We start from the raw sequence: 15,724 nt of genomic DNA, 5'->3' as shown, positions 1-15,724 counted from the left end.
CTGGTCTGGTGATCTACCGCTGTAGGCGAGATCGATATTTCCCGCATGGCTTCGTGTCCAGCATGAGCTGGAGGGGCAACGCGGTGGCCGAGGGCTTCTTTGCCACGCTCAAGAACGAGGACGCCAGCGGTCGGTGTCCACGACACCCAAGGCCGATGCACACGCCGCCCTTGCCAGCTACATCCATGGGCGTCCCCCCACGCGGCCCGGCCCCTTGTTTAGCCCCCAGGGCTACTGATGGGCGTCGACGGCATCCATGACCCGGGCGGAATAAACCAGGGCGGCACCGGCGTTGAGCGCCACCGCCACTCCCAGTGCCTCGGCGATCTCCTCACGTGTGGCACCTTGCTTCAGCGCGGCATCGACATGGACGGTGATGCAACCATCGCAACGCGTAGTCACTGCCACGGCCAGGGCTATCAACTCACGCGTCTTGGCGTCCAGGTGGTTGGTCTGCGCACCGGCATTGCCCAGCGTCGCATAGCCACGCACGGTGTCCGGGGACAGTTTTCCGATGTCCGAGATGCGCTTCTTGAGATCCGTCCGGTACTTGTTCCAGTCCAGCATGGTCGTTCTCCCGATCAGTCTAGGTTCCGATCAGCGCCTATGGTTGACGCCGCATCAACGCGTAGCGACCCGCCCCAGTGACGGCAAGTAGCAGCAAGCCACCGACAATCGCCACGTTCTTGTAGAACTGGGTCAAGTTCATGGCACGGTCGGCGCCTTCCATGGACCAGAAGGGATGGCCAATCAGCGCCGTCCCCAGCACGAACAAGGCCATCAGAAGCGCCAGTGGACGCACGCACACGCCGACGATCAGGGCGAGGGCGACGAAGAACTCCATGATCACCGCAACCGCCGCGGCAATCGATGGTAGCGGCGTGCCGATCGACGCCAGATACGCGGCCGTTCCCTGGTAATCGATCAGTTTGGACCAGCCCGAAATGAGGAAGAGCAGCATCAACAAAAGACGGGCCAGCAGGATCAGCGCATCGCGATGTCGGTCGATCAGGGTGTCGATCATGTGCAAGCTCCCCTTGGGTTTAGGCAAGCTGACGGCGCCTGGCGTTATCAACGCGTGAAGAAGCCCAGCGGCGGCAACTTCTTGTCCACGCAGGGAGTTGCCACCGCAGCGAACCACTTGCAAAAAAGGGGCCTTTCCGCTGTATACTGCGCGGCCTCTTGGGGCGGTTAGCTCAGCGGTAGAGCATTGCCTTCACACGGCAAGGGTCGCAGGTTCGATCCCTGCACCGCCCACCAGTTAGAACCCATACACAGAAAGGGTTACAGCACACAAAGGCCGCCTCAACCGGGTGGCCTTTTGCTTTGGTAATTGCGTGGTAACAGCAACGCGTCGACCAACGTGGTGTTCAAGGTTAACCCGGCGGCGACCATCGCTGCGCCCGGTTCTGGATGTGTCCGCACACGCCAACTGGACACCTACTGCCGTAGAACAGATCGCGCATCCCGGCCCCCTTACTTCCACTCTCTCAAGGAACTTCTCATGCGCGTTCTCATCGTAGGTGCCAACGGCCAGATTGGTCGTCGTCTGGTCAAGCAGATGGCTTCCGGCCCACATAAGACCCAGGCCATGATCCGCAGCGCGGCGCAGGCCGCAGGGCTGCGCGAACTTGGCGCCGATGCGACCGTGGTCGCTGACCTCGAAGACGATATCCAGACCGCACTGGATGGCTGCGATGCCGTCATTTTCACGGCGGGCTCCGGGGGCAAAGGCGGCCACGAGAAGACCGATGCGGTGGACCGCGATGGCGCGATTGCCGTGATCGACGCGGCACAGAAGGCCGGCGTAGAGCGCTTCGTCATGGTGTCATCCATGGGTGCGGACACGCCGGAAAAAGGCCCGGAGGGTCTGCAGCATTACCTGCATGCCAAGCAGAGAGCCGACGAGCATCTGCGGGCGAGTGATCTTCGGTACACCATCGTACGCCCGGGCTCCCTTACCGATGAGCAAGGGACGGGCAAGGTAGAAGTGTCGGAGGATCTCGGGCGCCAAGGCAGCGTCCCGCGCGACGATGTTGCTGCGGTGCTGCTGCAGGTGCTGGACGCCAGCAATACGCACGGCAAACAGTTCGAACTGCTTGCAGGGGATTCATCTGTTCCGCACGCCGTTGCCGCGCTCTGACAACCTGAAGACTCCAGTGCAACCCGACAGCACGGCAGTAGAGGGTGCGGCTCGTTGGCGCATCCTGGCGGTGCTGCTTGGCATCGTTTTCATGTCGCTGATCGGGGTGAGCATCGTCAACGTCGCCCTTCCCTCGATCCAGCGGGGCCTGGGGGCGGACCAGTCCGATCTCCAATGGGTGCTGTCGGGCTATGCACTCACCTTCGGGATCATTCTGGTTGCCGCGGGGCGCGCTGGCGATATTCTGGGGCGAGGCGGCATCTTTCTTGTCGGCGTTGCCCTCTTTACCCTCTCTTCCATCGCCGCCGGACTCGCGCCTGACGCGATGTGGCTCAATACGGCGCGGTTGGTCCAGGGACTTGGCTCCGGGCTGCTCAGTCCGCAGGCCATCGGGATGATCCAGCAATACTTCCGTGGTGAGGAGCGCGGTCGGGCCTTCGGCTATTTCGGAATCGTGGTCGGATTTTCCGTTGCCATCGGTCCGGTGCTGGGCGGTGTGCTGATCGAGGCTGGCGGTGCCGACCTTGGCTGGCGTCTGACATTCCTGGTGAATGTGCCCATTGGCATCGTAGCCATCATTTTAGGGATGAAGTGGTTTCCGAAGCCCCTTTTCCGCCGCCCCCCGCAGAGTGCGCCGAACGGAGCGCAGCGGCCTGCCGGCTGGCTATGGTCGCTGGATCCGATCGGCTCGGTGTTGTTGGGGCTCGCGCTGCTGGCCATCCTCTATCCGTTCATGGAATCGGGTGGCTCGACGCTCTGGTGGGCGCTGCTGCCGGTGGGCATCGCGCTGGTCTGGATTTGGGTGCGATGGGAGCAGCGTTGCCCGCGCCTGGGTCACACCCCGATGGTCGATCTGGACATCTTCCGCACCAGCAGCTTTACCAACGGCACGGTCATCATGACGCTTTATTTCACCGGCATGACCAGTGTTTGGGTGTTGGTCGCACTCTATGTGCAGGACGGTCAGGGAAAAACCGCGTTTGAATCCGGCCTGTTCGGCATTCCAAGTGCGCTTCTATCGGCTTATGCCGCTCACTGGTCGGGGCGCCGGGTAAACCAGTACGGTCGGAAGATCGTGATCGGCGGACTGTTCCTGGCCCTGCTCGGCCTCGTCGCGAGCATCACCGTCGTCCTCCTGCACGAGCGGTTTGGTCTGAGCGTGTGGTGGTTGGTGCTGTCACTGTCCTTCATCGGACTCGCGCAAGGGGCCGTGATCAGTCCGAACCAGACGCTGACGCTGGCGGAGGTGCCGCTCGCATATGCCGGAAGCTCGGGGGCGATCATGCAGACCGGCCAGCGCATCGGGACATCGGTCGGCATTGCCATGATCACCGCGGCAGTGTTCGCATCACTTGCACGGTGGTCATGGTCGATCGCCGTGGTCATCGGTTTCGGCCTGATCGGCCTGGTGGTGCTCGTGGCACTGGGTATGGCATTCAAGGATCAGCGGGATCGGGACAGGAGCGTGACAGACAGAACTGATGCCCAACGTCGGCAGCGAGAATCGCCCTATCTCGACGAAAGCCTGTTCTGATTTTTACATGGCCGAGGACGCACGCGTCGTAGAAGATCACCCGCCCACCAGGTTGCAAACCTGAGTTTCAGCGGATCCCGGTTGGTGCCGGGTTTTTTGTGTCTGGCGCCGCGATACGATGGCGGCTTGACCGCCACCGCTGGAGCCCTCCATGAACGACACCTGCATCTACCACAATCCACGCTGCTCCAAGTCGCGCGGCGCGCTGGAGTTGTTGCGCGAGCGCGGGATCGAGCCGGAGGTCATCACCTATCTCGACACCCCGCCCTCGGCATCCGAGTTGCGCGAGCTGCTGGCGATGCTCGCGGTGCCGGCACGCGAACTGCTTCGCACCGGTGAGACCGAGTACACCGAGCTGGGGCTGGCCGATCCGGACAAAACCGACGCGGCGCTGATTGACGCCATGGCAAGCCATCCGCGCTTGATCGAGCGACCGGTCTTCGTCCACGCGGGACGCGCAGTGATTGGCCGCCCGCCCGAGAAGGTGCTTGAGCTGTTGTGACCATTACCGCCGCGGCGCCATCACCGCAATTGGCAGGCAGGAGTCAGAAGGACTTGCTCTCGCGCATCGACCGCACGTGGTGGGGGGCGGCAAACGAGTCGCTGCGGGCGTTCGCCCAATAGGTCTGGAATACGGCATGGTCCGGAATTTCATCCAGCAGTTGTCCCGGCTCGAGGAAGCGGTACAGCGCTGCCAGCGAACGCACTTCCACCGGCGAGACGCGCCGCAGGATATGTTCGGGCCCGACCTCGCGCGGGTCGGTCAGCCCGGCAGCGCACAACAGGTCGCGCAAGGCGGTCATGGTGTTGCGATGGAAGCCGTGGACCCGTATCGATTTGTCGGTAACATCCAGCCCCTGCCAGCGCTTGGGATCCTGGGTGGCGACGCCGGTCGGGCAGCGATCGGTATGGCAGACCTGGGCCTGGATACAGCCAACGGCAAACATGAAGCCACGGCCGGCGTTGCACCAGTCGGCCCCCATGGCCATGGTCCGCACGATGTCGAACGCGCTGATGATGCGGCCGGCCGCCGCAAGCCGCAGGTCGTCGCGCAAGCCCAGCCCCACCAGTGTGTTGTGGACCAGCATCAAGGCTTCCTGCATCGGCACCCCGACGTGGTTGATGAACTCCGCCGGGGATGCGCCCGTGCCGCCCTCGGCGCCATCGACCACGATGAAATCCGGCAACAGGCGGGTTTCCTGCATCGCCTTGGCGATCCCGAACCACTCCCACGGGTGGCCAATCGCCAACTTGAACCCGGTGGGCTTGCCACCCGACAGCTCGCGCAACCGGGCAACGAATTCGAGCAACTCGATCGGCGTCGAGAATGCGCTGTGCTGCGCCGGTGATACGCATTCCACGCCAGCGGTTACGCCGCGAGTCATGGCGATCTCCATGCTGACCTTGGCCGCCGGGAGCACGCCGCCATGTCCCGGCTTGGCGCCCTGCGACAGCTTGATCTCGATCATCTTCACCTGTGGGTCGCGTGCGTTTTTCGCAAAACACTCGGCATCGAACCCGCCGTCCGCGTCGCGGCATCCGAAGTACCCCGAGCCGATCTCCCAGACCAGGTCGCCACCGTGCTCGCGGTGGTAAGAGGAGATCGATCCCTCTCCGCTGTCGTGGTAGAACCCGCCCATCTTGGCGCCCTTGTTGAGCGCCCGGATGGCATTGGCCGACAACGACCCAAAGCTCATCGCGGAGATATTGAACACACTGGCCGAGTAAGGCTGGGCGGTTTTTTCGCCCACCAAGATGCGGAAGTCCGGGCTCCCGTGCGGCGTCGGGACCATTGAGTGGTTGATCCACTCGTAATCATTGGCGTAGACATCCTGCATGGTGCCGAAAGGGCGAGTGTCGTTGACCGATTTGGCCCGTTGGTACACCAGTGCCCGCTGCAATCGTGAGAACGGCACTTCGGCGTTGTCGGCCTGGATGAAGTACTGGCGCATCTCCGGACCAATCGATTCCAGCCCGTAGCGAAAGTGCGCGATCAACGGATAATTGCGGCGCAAGGTGCTGGATTTTTGCAACAGGTCGATCGTCCCCAACACCGCCAATGCGCCGAATATGGCCAATGCCCAGCCCCAGCCAGGGGACACGAAAATGGTCAGTGCGGCCGTCAGCACGGTCAGCGCAACGCAGGTGATGTAGGACGTGTAACGCGTCATGCGGGCTCCGGGGAAGTCATCAGCCCAAAGGATACCCGCGGTGCCGAGCCAAGGTGAGCCCTGGCCCAATCAAGACGATGCTGGTCAGTCGGATCTGGGCGGATCAGCCGGACCAATCGGACCCGATTTTGCGCCCTGGATTGGCGCAACCTGCAATGCCTGCAGCAGCGACTGGCTGGCGCGCCCGTCGGTCGCAACCCCAAGACGCTGTTGCTCGATCTTGATGGCCGCGCGGGTCGCGCTGCCAATCAAGCCATCCACCTCGCCAATGTCATGGCCACGTTGCAGCAGCAGTTGCTGTAGCACACGACGCTGGCGTCGCGACAATCCCGGATCCGCCGTGGGCCAGGACGCCACCAGCCCTCCCTGCCCGCGCAAACGGTCCGACAACAGCGCAATCGCCAGGGAATAGCTTTCCGAGGCGTTGTACGAATAAATCGCGTCGAAATTCTTGAACACCAGGAACGCCGGACCGGCCTTGCCAGCCGGCAGCAGTAGCGCAGTTGCCGTATCCGATGGTGCGATCGCACCGCCATCGACGTGAGAGATTCCGCGCCCGATCCAGTACGACAATGGCCGGCGCGTGGTGCGCCCGGAGATGGCGGTATCAAATCCGTCCGGCAACTTCACCTCGTACCCCCACGGCTGGCCAGTGCGCCAGTGGGAGCGCTCGAGGTAGTTTGCCGTGGAGGCCAGTGCGTCGGGTACGGTGCCGACAAGATCGCGGCGGCCGTCGCCGTCGAAATCCACCGCGATCCGCTGGTACGTGGAGGGCATGAACTGGGTTTGCCCGAATGCGCCGGCCCAGGAACCGACCAGTGCGTCCGCGGCGATGTCACCGGACTGGATAATCTGCAATGTCGCGGCCAGCTCGCCACGGAAGAATTCCTGCCGGCGCCCCATGCATGACAAGGTGGTCAGCGAATTCAGTAGCGGCCGTGACCCCGAGGTCTTGCCGAAGTCGCTTTCCACGCCCCAGATTGCCACCACCGTGGCGGGATCGACGCCGTACTGCGCCTCGACCTTGGCCAGGGTGGCGGCGTGCTGGCGGAGCATCGCCTGCCCATCGGCAACCCGTTCCGCATCCACCAGTCCGGCGAGGTAGTCCCAGACCGGCGTCTTGAACTCGGGCTGATTGTCCAGCAGCTTCAATACCGAGGTGTCCGGCACGATCGCGCGGACGTTGCGGTCGAACACGGCTTTCTCCACGCCTTTGCTGGCGAACTGCTGTTGCAGCCGGTCCAGGCAGCGGTCGAAGGCGGCGACATCGTATGCCGACGATGCATCCGCCGGAACGGTTGGCGGTGACGTGGCTTGCGCCAACGAGGGCGTGGGCAGCACGAACAGAGTCGGCAGAAGAAGTCTCCAGATCATGCATCAAGCCTATATGGCACTGGTGACGGCGCTGTCATGAGCAGCCCTACGATGCAAGTCCGAATTTGTCCCGCAGGACAGTAACGATCACAAGCCAACGAAGATAAATTGTTGACTTGGTTGGTGCCCGGAGCCGGAATCGAACCGGCATGACCTTGCGGTCGACAGATTTTAAGTCTGTTGCGTCTACCTGTTTCGCCATCCGGGCGTGCCGCGCGGAATAATACCGCCCTCTCCCATCTTGCGGGCTAAAAGAAAAATCCCGCAAGGCGCGAACCGTTGCGGGATTTGACTTTGAACATGGAGGCCGAGGTCGGAATTGAACCGGCGTACGCGGATTTGCAGTCCGCTGCATAACCACTCTGCCACCCGGCCGGATGACGTGCCCATAAAACAAAACCCCGATAACGGGGTTTGTCTCAACAAACACCCCGGCGAACCGAAGCGTTGAATCTGGAGCGGGAAACGAGACTCGAACTCGCGACCCCGACCTTGGCAAGGTCGTGCTCTACCAACTGAGCTATTCCCGCTGATGAGCCGTCCATTTTAGGCATAACAAACAAACTGTCAACTACCTGTTCGCATCTTCCTTCAGCGAAGGCCATGCTGCCCGCAGGTAGGCAAAACCGGACCACAGCGTCAGCAGCGCGGCCGCCGCCAACAGCCACTCGCCGATGGCGTGGATGGGCATCCCGAACAGCGGCACCCGGTACAAAAGGAAGATCAGCGCGACCATTTGCACGACGGTCTTGATCTTGCCGATGGCAGCGACCTTGACCTTGGCCCGCTGCCCCAGCTCGGCCATCCACTCGCGCAGCGCGGAGACCGCGATCTCACGTCCGATGATCACCGCCGCCCACAGCGCCATCCAGACCGTCGGGTGCTTCTGCACGGTCAGCATCAACGCAGTAGCCACCATCAACTTGTCGGCGACCGGATCCAGGAACTCGCCAAACGTGGAGAACTGGTTATAGCGACGGGCAATCCAGCCATCCGCCCAGTCGGTGAGCGAGGCAAAAGCAAAGATCGCGGCGGCCGCGACGCTGGTCCACTTGAACGGCAGGTAGAAGACCATCACCAACACCGGGATCAACATGATCCGCAGCAGCGTCAGCATGGTGGGAACCGTCAACTTCATCCGTCACTCCGTGGGCCATTGGTACGCGATCCGGCTTCACCGGCTTCCAGTCCATGCAGGGTCGCATAGACGCGCTCGGCGAGCGCTGCATTAATGCCATCTACGCGTGAAATTTCTTCCACGCCAGCGGCCTTCAAGCCGCCCAACCCGCCGAAATGTCGCAACAGGTTACCGCGTCGACGCGGTCCTATCCCCGGAATGTCCTCCAGACGGCTGGTATTGCGCGCCTTCTGGCGACGTCCGCGATGGCCGGTAATGGCAAACCGATGCGCCTCGTCGCGGACCTGCTGGATCAGTTGCAGCGCCGGCGAGCCCGCACCGGGGTGCAGGCTGCGGCCATCGGGCAGCAACAGGTCCTCGTCGCCGGGACGTCGCGCCGGACCCTTCGCAACGCCCACCAGCACCACGCCGCTGATACCGAGTTCATCAAGTACGGCGCGGCCCTGGGCAACTTGTCCGGCGCCACCGTCAATCAGCAAGACGTCGGGCAGCACGCCGGCGGGCTTGTCGTCGGTCGCCATTGCCCGTTTGAACCTCCGGTGCAGCGCCTGGTGCATCGCCGCATAGTCGTCGCCGGGCTCGATACCGGCGATGTTGTAACGTCGGTACTGGCTGCGAACCGGGCCTTCGGCATCGAACACCACGCAGGACGCCACCGTCGCCTCGCCCATGGTGTGGCTGATATCGAAGCACTCGATCCGTCCCGGCAACGCGGCCATGCCAAGCATCTTCTGCAGGTCTTGCGCGCGCGCCAGTTGGGCCTCATGGCTGGTGCGTTCGGTCTCCAGGGTGATCCGCGCATTGCGGCTGGCCATGTCGAGGTAGCCGGCGCGATCACCACGCACGTTGAAACGCAGTTGCACGCGGTGCGCGCCGCTGTTGGACAGCGCCTGCTCGATCAATGTGCGGTCGGGGATGTCGCGATCAAGCACGATCTCCACCGGCGGAACCTGCTCACCGTAGTATTGCGAAACGAACGCCGCCAGCACCTCCTCGGGGTTCTCGCTGCCATTGGTGCGCGGGAAAAAGGAGCGGGTACCAAGGTTCCTGCCGTCGCGAAACGCCAACAGCACGACACAGGCGGCACTGCCCTGCATGGCAACCGCCAGCACGTCCAGGTCGGCGGCGCGGCCGTCCACGTACTGGCGAGCCTGCAGGGTGCGGATCGAGGTCACCAGGTCACGCAGACGGGCGGCCTGCTCGAAATCCAGGCGCGCACTGGCCGTTTCCATCTGTGCGCCTATCTCGTTGGTCAACTCGTCACTGCGGCCTTCCAGCATCAACACCGCGCGGCGAACGCTCTCCGCGTACGCGTCGGGCTCGACCAAGCCGACACAAGGACCACTGCAGCGGCCGATCTGATACTGCAGGCAGGGCCGCGTCCGGCTGCAGAAGACACTGTCCTCACAGCTGCGCAACTTGAACAGCTTGTGGATCAGGTTGAGCGTGTCGCGTACCGCGCCGACGCTGGCGTAAGGCCCGAAATAGCGCCCCGGCACTGAACGCGGCCCCCGGTGCATCCCGATCCGTGGCCACTCGCCATGGGTCAGCAGTACGTAGGGATAGCTCTTGTCGTCGCGCAGCAACACGTTGTAGCGTGGCTTGAGCGACTTGATCAGCTCGTTTTCGAGGATCAGCGCTTCCGTCTCGGTACGGGTAACGGTGACCTCCATGCGCACGGTTTGCGCGAGCATGGTCATGATCCGCGTCGACTTGGGCGTCGCGTTGAAGTAGCTGGAGACCCGGTTGCGCAGCGCGCTGGCCTTGCCGACGTAAAGAATCTTGTCGTCGGCAGCGATCATCCGGTACACACCCGGTGCGGTACTGAGGGCCTTGGCGAACGCCTTGCCGTCGAATACCGGCAGCAGTTCAGTCATGACGACACCGGGCAGGAAATACGCACATCAACTCCATGGATGGGGCAAATTATGCGTCACCGCAAGTCTTCCCGGATCATTACCCACAATGCCGACCGGTTATTCTGCCCCAGATGAGCGCTGAACCCGACCACGACACGATCAACGACGACCTGCGTCCCGACCGTGCGGCCGCGTTGAGGCGCCGCAAGCGCACCGCCGTGACCATGCTGGTAGTCGCGGCGCTGGTGTTCGTGGCCGGCAGCTGGCTGCGGATGAGCCACCCGCACTGGGCATTCGAGCTGCTGGTGGCGATGGCGGAGGCGGCGATGATCGGAGGGCTGGCCGACTGGTTCGCGGTGGTGGCGCTGTTCGGCCATCCGCTGGGACAACGCTGGATCCCGCACACCGCGATCATCCCGAACAAGAAGGACGCACTGGGCCGTGCGTTGGCCAACTTCATCTGCGACCACTTCCTCGACAACCAGGAAGTGCTTGCAAAGGTTCGCCAGTTCGATCCGGGCCGGCGACTCGCTGCTGCACTGTCCGATCCTGCCCACGCAAGCAAGGTGGGAGGGTTCGTGGTGACCTTGGCACCGCATCTGGTGCAACTGCTGGACAGCGACCGCCTGCACCGTTTCCTGCATGGTCTGGCCCGTGAGCAGCTGGGCCGGCTTGATGTTGCCGCGTTGGGCAGCCAGGTGCTCGAGGTGCTCACCCACGACCGCCGCCACCAGGTGCTGCTGGACAACCTGCTGCGCGACGTCGGCGAAGTGCTGGGTGACCCGGACACCCAGGACCTGGTCGCCAGCAAGATCACGCCGCAGCTATGGTCGGTATTGCGCCTGGCTCGCCTCGACGACGCCGTAGCCGACAAGCTTGCCGCCAAGGTCGTTGCCGGCGTCAGCGACCTGCTCACCGAGATGGCGGACGATCCCCGGCACGAGCTGCGCCTGCGCTTCGATGATTACGTCACCCAGTTCACCCAGCGCCTGAAGACCGATGACGTGCTGCGCCGAAAGTGTGAAGAACTGCGTGACCGGGTGATCGATGACCCCGCCCTGCCCCGCCAGATCCGGGAGATGTGGTCGGAAGTCCTGGATTGGCTGCGCACGGACCTGCAGCGCAATGACTCATTGATTGCGTTGAAGGCGACCCAGGGCGCGGAACTGATCGGCGAAAAGCTCAGCGGCGATCCGGCGATGCAGGCGTGGGTCAACCAATGGGTGATGGCCACCGTCGAGCCGATGATCGAGAAGTATCGAGGCAGCATCCGCGACTTCATCGTCGAGCGGGTCGCGCGCTGGGACACCCGCGAGCTGGTCCGTGAGCTGGAGTTGAGCGTTGGCAGCGACTTGCAGTACATCCGCTACAACGGCACCGCGATTGGCGCGCTGATTGGTGGATTGCTGTTTGGCCTGCTGCACGTCATTGGCTGGATGGCGACGCTCGGTTGAGGCCACCAGCTCACGCGACGGCTCAGCCGTTTCCGGCAAGCCATTTTTCCGCGCGGGCCAGGTCTTCGGCGGTGTCCACGCCGGGCGGGAACGGATCGGGCGTCAACCCGACCGCGATCCGGTAACCGGCCTCCAACACGCGCAGTTGCTCCAGTGACTCGACCTGCTCGAGCCGGCCCTGGGGCATCGCCGCGAAACGCTGCAGGAACCCCGCCGTATACCCGTAGATGCCGATATGCCGTAGCCAGGATTGGCCCTCCGGCATGCGGGACGGGTCGCGCGAGAAGGCATCGCGCGGCCACGGGATCGGCGCACGACTGAAGTACAGCGCATCACCATTGTCGGCACACACCACCTTGACCGCATTGGGATCCAGCAACGTGCCAACCTCGGTCACCGGCGCGGCCAGGGTCGCCATCTCGGCGCCGCTGTCGCGCAACAATGCCGCCACCGCACGAACCCCCGCAGCCGGCGCGAAAGGTTCGTCGCCCTGCAGGTTGACCACGATGGTGTCATCGCTCCAGCCGGCGATTCGCGCGCACTCGGCCAGCCGATCGGTGCCGGAAGCATGCGCGACGGAGGTCATTGCCACGCGTACGCCGGCATTCGCCAACGCCGCGGCGATGCGTTCGTCGTCGGCCGCCACCCACACCTCGCGCGCACCCGCGGCCAGCGCGCGCCGAGCCACATGCAACACCAAGGGCTGCCCGCCGAGCAGCCGCAGTGGCTTGCCGGGCAGGCGACTGGCAGCGTGACGCGCAGGGATCGCCACCACGAAGTCCAGGGCGGCATTCATCGCTGCCGGACCTCTGCCAGCCGAACTTGCGCCAGCTTGTCCAGCAACGAGACCCAGAAGGCTTCCGGAAGCTCGGCGGTGACGGCCACGCTATGAAACGCCTCGGTGGCGAACCGGGCGCACTTGACGGCGTCCTTTTCGGTCATCAGCACCGGCAGCGGGCTGCCAAACTCGAAGTCGGACGCACGATAGCGATGGTGGTCGGCAAAGGCATGCGGCACCACCGCGATCTCCAGGCTGCGCAACATCGAGAAGAACCGCTCCGGGTTGCCAATCCCGGCGACCGCATGGACCCGATGGCCGCGAAACGACTCCAGCGGTCTCGACCGGCCGCCCAGTACCGGCACGGCACTGTCGGCAACCAGGCGCATCGGCCATTCGCCAAAGCCGGTTCCGCTGCTGTTGCCCGCTGGCGCATTGGCAATGTTGATAACTCGGAAGTCGCACTGCGCTCCCCGCTCGGGCAACTCGCGCAACGGTCCAGCGGGCAGCAGCCGACCATTGCCATAACGACGGCGGCCGTCGACCACTTCGATCTCGACGTCGCGTTCAAGTCCGTAGTGCTGCAGACCGTCGTCGCAGATGACAATGTCGCAACCGGCCTTCGCCAATGCCTTCGCCGCCGCGGCACGGTCACGATCGGCACGCAGCTTGACCCCGGTGCGACGGACGATCAGCACCGGCTCGTCGCCGCCGACGGCGGGCTCGGTATCGGCGTGGACCCACACCGGGTTACCCGCATCGGCGCGGCCGTAACCCCGGCTGGCAACGCCCGGGTTCCAGCCTTCGCGGCGCAGCCGTTCAGCCAGCGCGATGGTCAGCGGGGTCTTGCCAGCACCGCCAGCGGTAATGTTGCCGACCACCACCACCGGGATGCCCGGATGGCGGGTACGCAACGCGCCGACGCGATAGAGCCAGCGCCGGATACCACTGACTGCGGCATAGACCGCCGCCAGCAGCCGTGTATAGAACGGCACCGGCGCGTTGCCGTACCAATGGGGTGGCTGGTGCTCGCGGCGACCACCGGGTCCTGCGTTCATGAGGCCTCGCGAAATTGCATGCGGTGCAGGTGGGCGTACAGGCCGTCCAGGGCCATCAAGCTGGCGTGGGTACCGCGCTCGACGATGCGGCCCTCGTCAAGCACCAGTACCTGATCGGCATGTTCGATGGTCGACAGTCGGTGCGCAATGACCAACGTGGTGCGATCCGGCATCAGGCGTTCCAGCGCATCCTGCACCAGCCGCTCCGATTCGGTGTCGAGCGCGGCGGTGGCCTCGTCCAGGATCAGGATCGGCGCGTCTTTCAACATCGCCCGGGCAATGGCCAACCGCTGGCGTTGGCCACCGGACAGGCGACCGCCCTTGCTGCCGATACCGGCGTCCACCCCGTCCGGCAAACGCTCGACGAACTCGGTGGCGTTGGCACCCTGGATCGCGTGATCCAGTTCCTCCGGTGTGGCCTGCTCCATCTCGCCATAGGCGACGTTGGCCGCGATGCTGCCGTCAAACAGCATGACCTGCTGGCCCACCAGGGCGATCTGCTTGCGCAGGTCGGCCAGTCGATAGTCGCGCAGCGGATGGCCATCGAGCAGGATCTGTCCCGACTCGATCTCGTAGAAACGCGGGATTAGCTTGATCAGGGTGGACTTGCCACTGCCGGAGCGGCCAACAATGGCGGTGACGGTCCCGGGTTTGGCACTGAAACTGACGTTGCTGAGTGCCGCCTGGCCCTGATCCGGGTAACGCGCGCTTACGTCGCGAAACTCGATCTCGCCGCGCGCGCGCTCCAACGGCAAGCTACCGGTGTCGTGCTCGTCGGGGGCATCCAGGATGTGGAACAGCCGCTCGGCCGAGGCCACGCCACGCTGCAGCATGCCCTGCACGTTGGTCAGTTGCTTGAGCGCGGGGATGATCGCCATCATCGCCATCATCAACACCACGAAGCCACCTGCGCCGAGACGACCGGCGGCGGCTTCGCGGCCTGCAAAAAACAGCAGCAGTGCCAACCCGATCGCGCCCATCAACTGCACCAGCGCGGACGAGATGCTGCGGGTCGATTCGACCTTGAGGCTGAGCTTCAGATGATGGTCCGCCTGCGCGGAGTAGCGCTGCATCTCGACACCCTGGGCGCCGTAGATCTTGACTTCCTGGTGGCTGGACAGCGCCTGGTCGGCCGACTGCATCAGCTGCGACCCACTCTCCTGGATCTTGTGGCTGATCCGGCGATAGCGTTTACCCACCGTGTTCATGACCCAGGCCAGTGGCGGCGCCAGCAGCACGATCGCAATGGTTACCTGCCAACTGGTCCACAGCATCACGCCGATGCCCACCAGCACCTGCAGCGCCTGCTGGATCATCACCTTCATCGCGTCGACCGCAGCCTGCGCGACCTGGTCGCTGTCCGAGCCCAGGCGAACCAGCATCGACGGCACCGGTTCGGTATCGAACTGCAGTCCAGGCAAGCGCAGATACTTGCCCAGTACCTGCACCCGCAAGTCACGGGAAATGCCACGCCCGGATTTGGCCATGTAGATGTCGGCCACGTAGCCTGCAGCACCGCGCAGCAGGAACAGGCCGACAATCGCCAACGGCAATACCAGGCTGAACGCCGCGTCCTTGGTGATGAAGGTCTCGTTGATCACCGGCTCCATGAGCTTGGTGAACGCGCCGCCTGCCAGCGCCTCCAGCAACATCCCCACCCCCGCCAACCCCAGCAGCGGCCGATACGGGCGAGCAAAGCCCAGCAACCGCCGGTAGGTGGCCCAGGAGGTGATCGGTGGTGTCACTGCGAGGCTCCGGTGGCCGAAGCGCCGGACTCGCCACCCGGGAGAGCTGCGGCGCCTGTCGGCGGTGCGGTCGGGATCATGATCCGGTTGAAACCCAGGCCACCGAGCGCGTCGTACACGGTTACCACTGCCTGGTAGGGTGTACGTGCATCGACGCGCAACATCACCGGGCGCTCGCGGTCGCTGCCCGCCACCTCGCTGATGGTCGCCTTGAGCGACTCGATATCGGTGCGCAGCACTTCGCGGTCACCCACGAAATAGCGGCCGTCGGCATTGACCAGCACCACCAGCGGCTGCACCGCATCGACTTGCTCCCCGGTGGCGCGCGGCAGCTCGATCTGGATCACCGAGCGCGCATCAAAGGTGGCAGTGACGACGAAGAAGATGATCATCACCAGGATCACGTCGATCAGCGGTACCAGGCTGATTTCCGGCTCATCCCCGGTGTGGCGGTCACGGATACGCATGAG

14 protein-coding genes and 4 tRNA genes are annotated in these 15,724 nt (G+C 64.0%); 5 read left to right on the top strand and 13 right to left on the bottom strand.

What is annotated here, in order from left to right; genetic code table 11:
• Nucleotides 1–231: 231 nt before the first annotated feature.
• Both ACW5DN_RS03645 and ACW5DN_RS03640 read right to left on the bottom strand, forming a co-directional pair.
• Nucleotides 232–567 (bottom strand): carboxymuconolactone decarboxylase family protein, encoded by a 336-nt coding sequence (locus ACW5DN_RS03645; RefSeq protein WP_456961394.1) that lies wholly within the window; start codon nucleotides 565–567, stop codon nucleotides 232–234.
• Nucleotides 568–604: 37 nt separating this feature from the next.
• Nucleotides 605–1,024: a DoxX family protein gene (locus tag ACW5DN_RS03640; protein WP_456961393.1), complete on the bottom strand. Its 420-nt coding sequence runs from the start codon at nucleotides 1,022–1,024 to the stop codon at nucleotides 605–607.
• Between the two features lie 161 nt (nucleotides 1,025–1,185).
• Between ACW5DN_RS03640 and ACW5DN_RS03635 the strand changes: the two genes are divergently transcribed.
• The 4 genes from ACW5DN_RS03635 to arsC all read left to right on the top strand — a co-directional run bounded on the left by ACW5DN_RS03635 (nucleotide 1,186) and on the right by arsC (nucleotide 4,179).
• Nucleotides 1,186–1,260, top strand: a tRNA-Val gene (locus ACW5DN_RS03635).
• Nucleotides 1,261–1,504: 244 nt separating this feature from the next.
• The gene (locus ACW5DN_RS03630; protein WP_456961392.1) at nucleotides 1,505–2,143 is read left to right on the top strand and encodes an SDR family oxidoreductase; all 639 of its coding nucleotides are present in this window, start codon (nucleotides 1,505–1,507) and stop codon (nucleotides 2,141–2,143) included.
• Between the two features lie 16 nt (nucleotides 2,144–2,159).
• Nucleotides 2,160–3,677, top strand: coding sequence for an MFS transporter (locus tag ACW5DN_RS03625; protein ID WP_456961391.1), 1,518 nt, complete (start codon nucleotides 2,160–2,162; stop codon nucleotides 3,675–3,677).
• A 151-nt stretch (nucleotides 3,678–3,828) separates the two neighbouring features.
• Nucleotides 3,829–4,179: an arsenate reductase (glutaredoxin) gene (gene arsC / locus ACW5DN_RS03620; RefSeq protein WP_456961390.1), complete on the top strand. Its 351-nt coding sequence runs from the start codon at nucleotides 3,829–3,831 to the stop codon at nucleotides 4,177–4,179.
• Nucleotides 4,180–4,222: 43 nt separating this feature from the next.
• Here the strand turns inward: arsC and ACW5DN_RS03615 are convergent, their stop codons facing one another.
• The 7 genes from ACW5DN_RS03615 to uvrC form a co-directional block, all read right to left on the bottom strand.
• Nucleotides 4,223–5,848 (bottom strand): FMN-binding glutamate synthase family protein, encoded by a 1,626-nt coding sequence (locus ACW5DN_RS03615; protein ID WP_456961389.1) that lies wholly within the window; start codon nucleotides 5,846–5,848, stop codon nucleotides 4,223–4,225.
• 84 nt (nucleotides 5,849–5,932) lie between these two features.
• A complete protein-coding gene (locus tag ACW5DN_RS03610; RefSeq protein ID WP_456961388.1) occupies nucleotides 5,933–7,222 on the bottom strand; it encodes a lytic murein transglycosylase in 1,290 nt (429 codons plus the stop codon).
• Between the two features lie 121 nt (nucleotides 7,223–7,343).
• A tRNA-Leu gene (locus ACW5DN_RS03605) sits at nucleotides 7,344–7,430 on the bottom strand.
• Nucleotides 7,431–7,523: 93 nt separating this feature from the next.
• A tRNA-Cys gene (locus ACW5DN_RS03600) sits at nucleotides 7,524–7,597 on the bottom strand.
• Between the two features lie 79 nt (nucleotides 7,598–7,676).
• Nucleotides 7,677–7,752: transfer RNA gene (locus ACW5DN_RS03595), tRNA-Gly, on the bottom strand.
• 41 nt (nucleotides 7,753–7,793) lie between these two features.
• The gene (pgsA, locus tag ACW5DN_RS03590; protein ID WP_456961387.1) at nucleotides 7,794–8,360 is read right to left on the bottom strand and encodes a CDP-diacylglycerol--glycerol-3-phosphate 3-phosphatidyltransferase; all 567 of its coding nucleotides are present in this window, start codon (nucleotides 8,358–8,360) and stop codon (nucleotides 7,794–7,796) included.
• Nucleotides 8,357–10,237, bottom strand: coding sequence for an excinuclease ABC subunit UvrC (uvrC, locus tag ACW5DN_RS03585; RefSeq protein WP_456961386.1), 1,881 nt, complete (start codon nucleotides 10,235–10,237; stop codon nucleotides 8,357–8,359). The genes pgsA and uvrC overlap by 4 nt, the downstream gene beginning before the upstream one ends.
• 113 nt (nucleotides 10,238–10,350) lie before the next feature.
• Here uvrC and ACW5DN_RS03580 point away from each other — a divergent pair, with 113 nt between their 5' ends.
• The gene (locus ACW5DN_RS03580; protein WP_456961385.1) at nucleotides 10,351–11,673 is read left to right on the top strand and encodes a DUF445 domain-containing protein; all 1,323 of its coding nucleotides are present in this window, start codon (nucleotides 10,351–10,353) and stop codon (nucleotides 11,671–11,673) included.
• Nucleotides 11,674–11,695: 22 nt separating this feature from the next.
• Here the strand turns inward: ACW5DN_RS03580 and kdsB are convergent, their stop codons facing one another.
• The 4 genes from kdsB to ACW5DN_RS03560 are packed head-to-tail and all read right to left on the bottom strand — an operon-like array spanning nucleotide 11,696 to nucleotide 15,721.
• Complete coding sequence (gene kdsB, locus ACW5DN_RS03575) at nucleotides 11,696–12,469, bottom strand: 3-deoxy-manno-octulosonate cytidylyltransferase (RefSeq protein ID WP_456961384.1); 774 nt, start codon at nucleotides 12,467–12,469, stop codon at nucleotides 11,696–11,698.
• Nucleotides 12,466–13,509 carry a tetraacyldisaccharide 4'-kinase gene (gene lpxK / locus ACW5DN_RS03570; protein ID WP_456961383.1) on the bottom strand — a complete coding sequence of 348 codons (1,044 nt, stop codon included), beginning with the start codon at nucleotides 13,507–13,509 and terminating at the stop codon, nucleotides 12,466–12,468. The genes kdsB and lpxK overlap by 4 nt, the downstream gene beginning before the upstream one ends.
• The gene (gene msbA, locus ACW5DN_RS03565; protein WP_456961382.1) at nucleotides 13,506–15,254 is read right to left on the bottom strand and encodes a lipid A export permease/ATP-binding protein MsbA; all 1,749 of its coding nucleotides are present in this window, start codon (nucleotides 15,252–15,254) and stop codon (nucleotides 13,506–13,508) included. The genes lpxK and msbA overlap by 4 nt, the downstream gene beginning before the upstream one ends.
• Nucleotides 15,251–15,721: an ExbD/TolR family protein gene (locus tag ACW5DN_RS03560; RefSeq protein WP_456961381.1), complete on the bottom strand. Its 471-nt coding sequence runs from the start codon at nucleotides 15,719–15,721 to the stop codon at nucleotides 15,251–15,253. Before ACW5DN_RS03560 ends, msbA begins: the two co-directional genes overlap by 4 nt.
• Nucleotides 15,722–15,724 lie beyond the last annotated feature (3 nt).

The sequence above is a fragment of the Lysobacter sp. A289 genome (assembly GCF_054072675.1).
Note: the sequence above shows the minus strand (reverse complement) of the source record. Positions and strands in the feature narration are given on the sequence as shown.

What these genes read in the sequence shown, in the direction of transcription:
- ACW5DN_RS03645 (WP_456961394.1), bottom strand. Translation starts at nt 567, where the DNA reads ATGCTGGACTGGAACAAGTACCGGACGGATCTCAAGAAGCGCATCTCG.
- ACW5DN_RS03640 (WP_456961393.1), bottom strand. Translation starts at nt 1,024, where the DNA reads ATGATCGACACCCTGATCGACCGACATCGCGATGCGCTGATCCTGCTG.
- ACW5DN_RS03630 (WP_456961392.1), top strand. Translation starts at nt 1,505, where the DNA reads ATGCGCGTTCTCATCGTAGGTGCCAACGGCCAGATTGGTCGTCGTCTG.
- arsC (WP_456961390.1), top strand. Translation starts at nt 3,829, where the DNA reads ATGAACGACACCTGCATCTACCACAATCCACGCTGCTCCAAGTCGCGC.
- ACW5DN_RS03615 (WP_456961389.1), bottom strand. Translation starts at nt 5,848, where the DNA reads ATGACGCGTTACACGTCCTACATCACCTGCGTTGCGCTGACCGTGCTG.
- ACW5DN_RS03610 (WP_456961388.1), bottom strand. Translation starts at nt 7,222, where the DNA reads ATGATCTGGAGACTTCTTCTGCCGACTCTGTTCGTGCTGCCCACGCCC.
- pgsA (WP_456961387.1), bottom strand. Translation starts at nt 8,360, where the DNA reads ATGAAGTTGACGGTTCCCACCATGCTGACGCTGCTGCGGATCATGTTG.
- uvrC (WP_456961386.1), bottom strand. Translation starts at nt 10,237, where the DNA reads ATGACTGAACTGCTGCCGGTATTCGACGGCAAGGCGTTCGCCAAGGCC.
- ACW5DN_RS03580 (WP_456961385.1), top strand. Translation starts at nt 10,351, where the DNA reads ATGAGCGCTGAACCCGACCACGACACGATCAACGACGACCTGCGTCCC.
- kdsB (WP_456961384.1), bottom strand. Translation starts at nt 12,469, where the DNA reads ATGAATGCCGCCCTGGACTTCGTGGTGGCGATCCCTGCGCGTCACGCT.
- lpxK (WP_456961383.1), bottom strand. Translation starts at nt 13,509, where the DNA reads ATGAACGCAGGACCCGGTGGTCGCCGCGAGCACCAGCCACCCCATTGG.
- ACW5DN_RS03560 (WP_456961381.1), bottom strand. Translation starts at nt 15,721, where the DNA reads ATGCGTATCCGTGACCGCCACACCGGGGATGAGCCGGAAATCAGCCTG.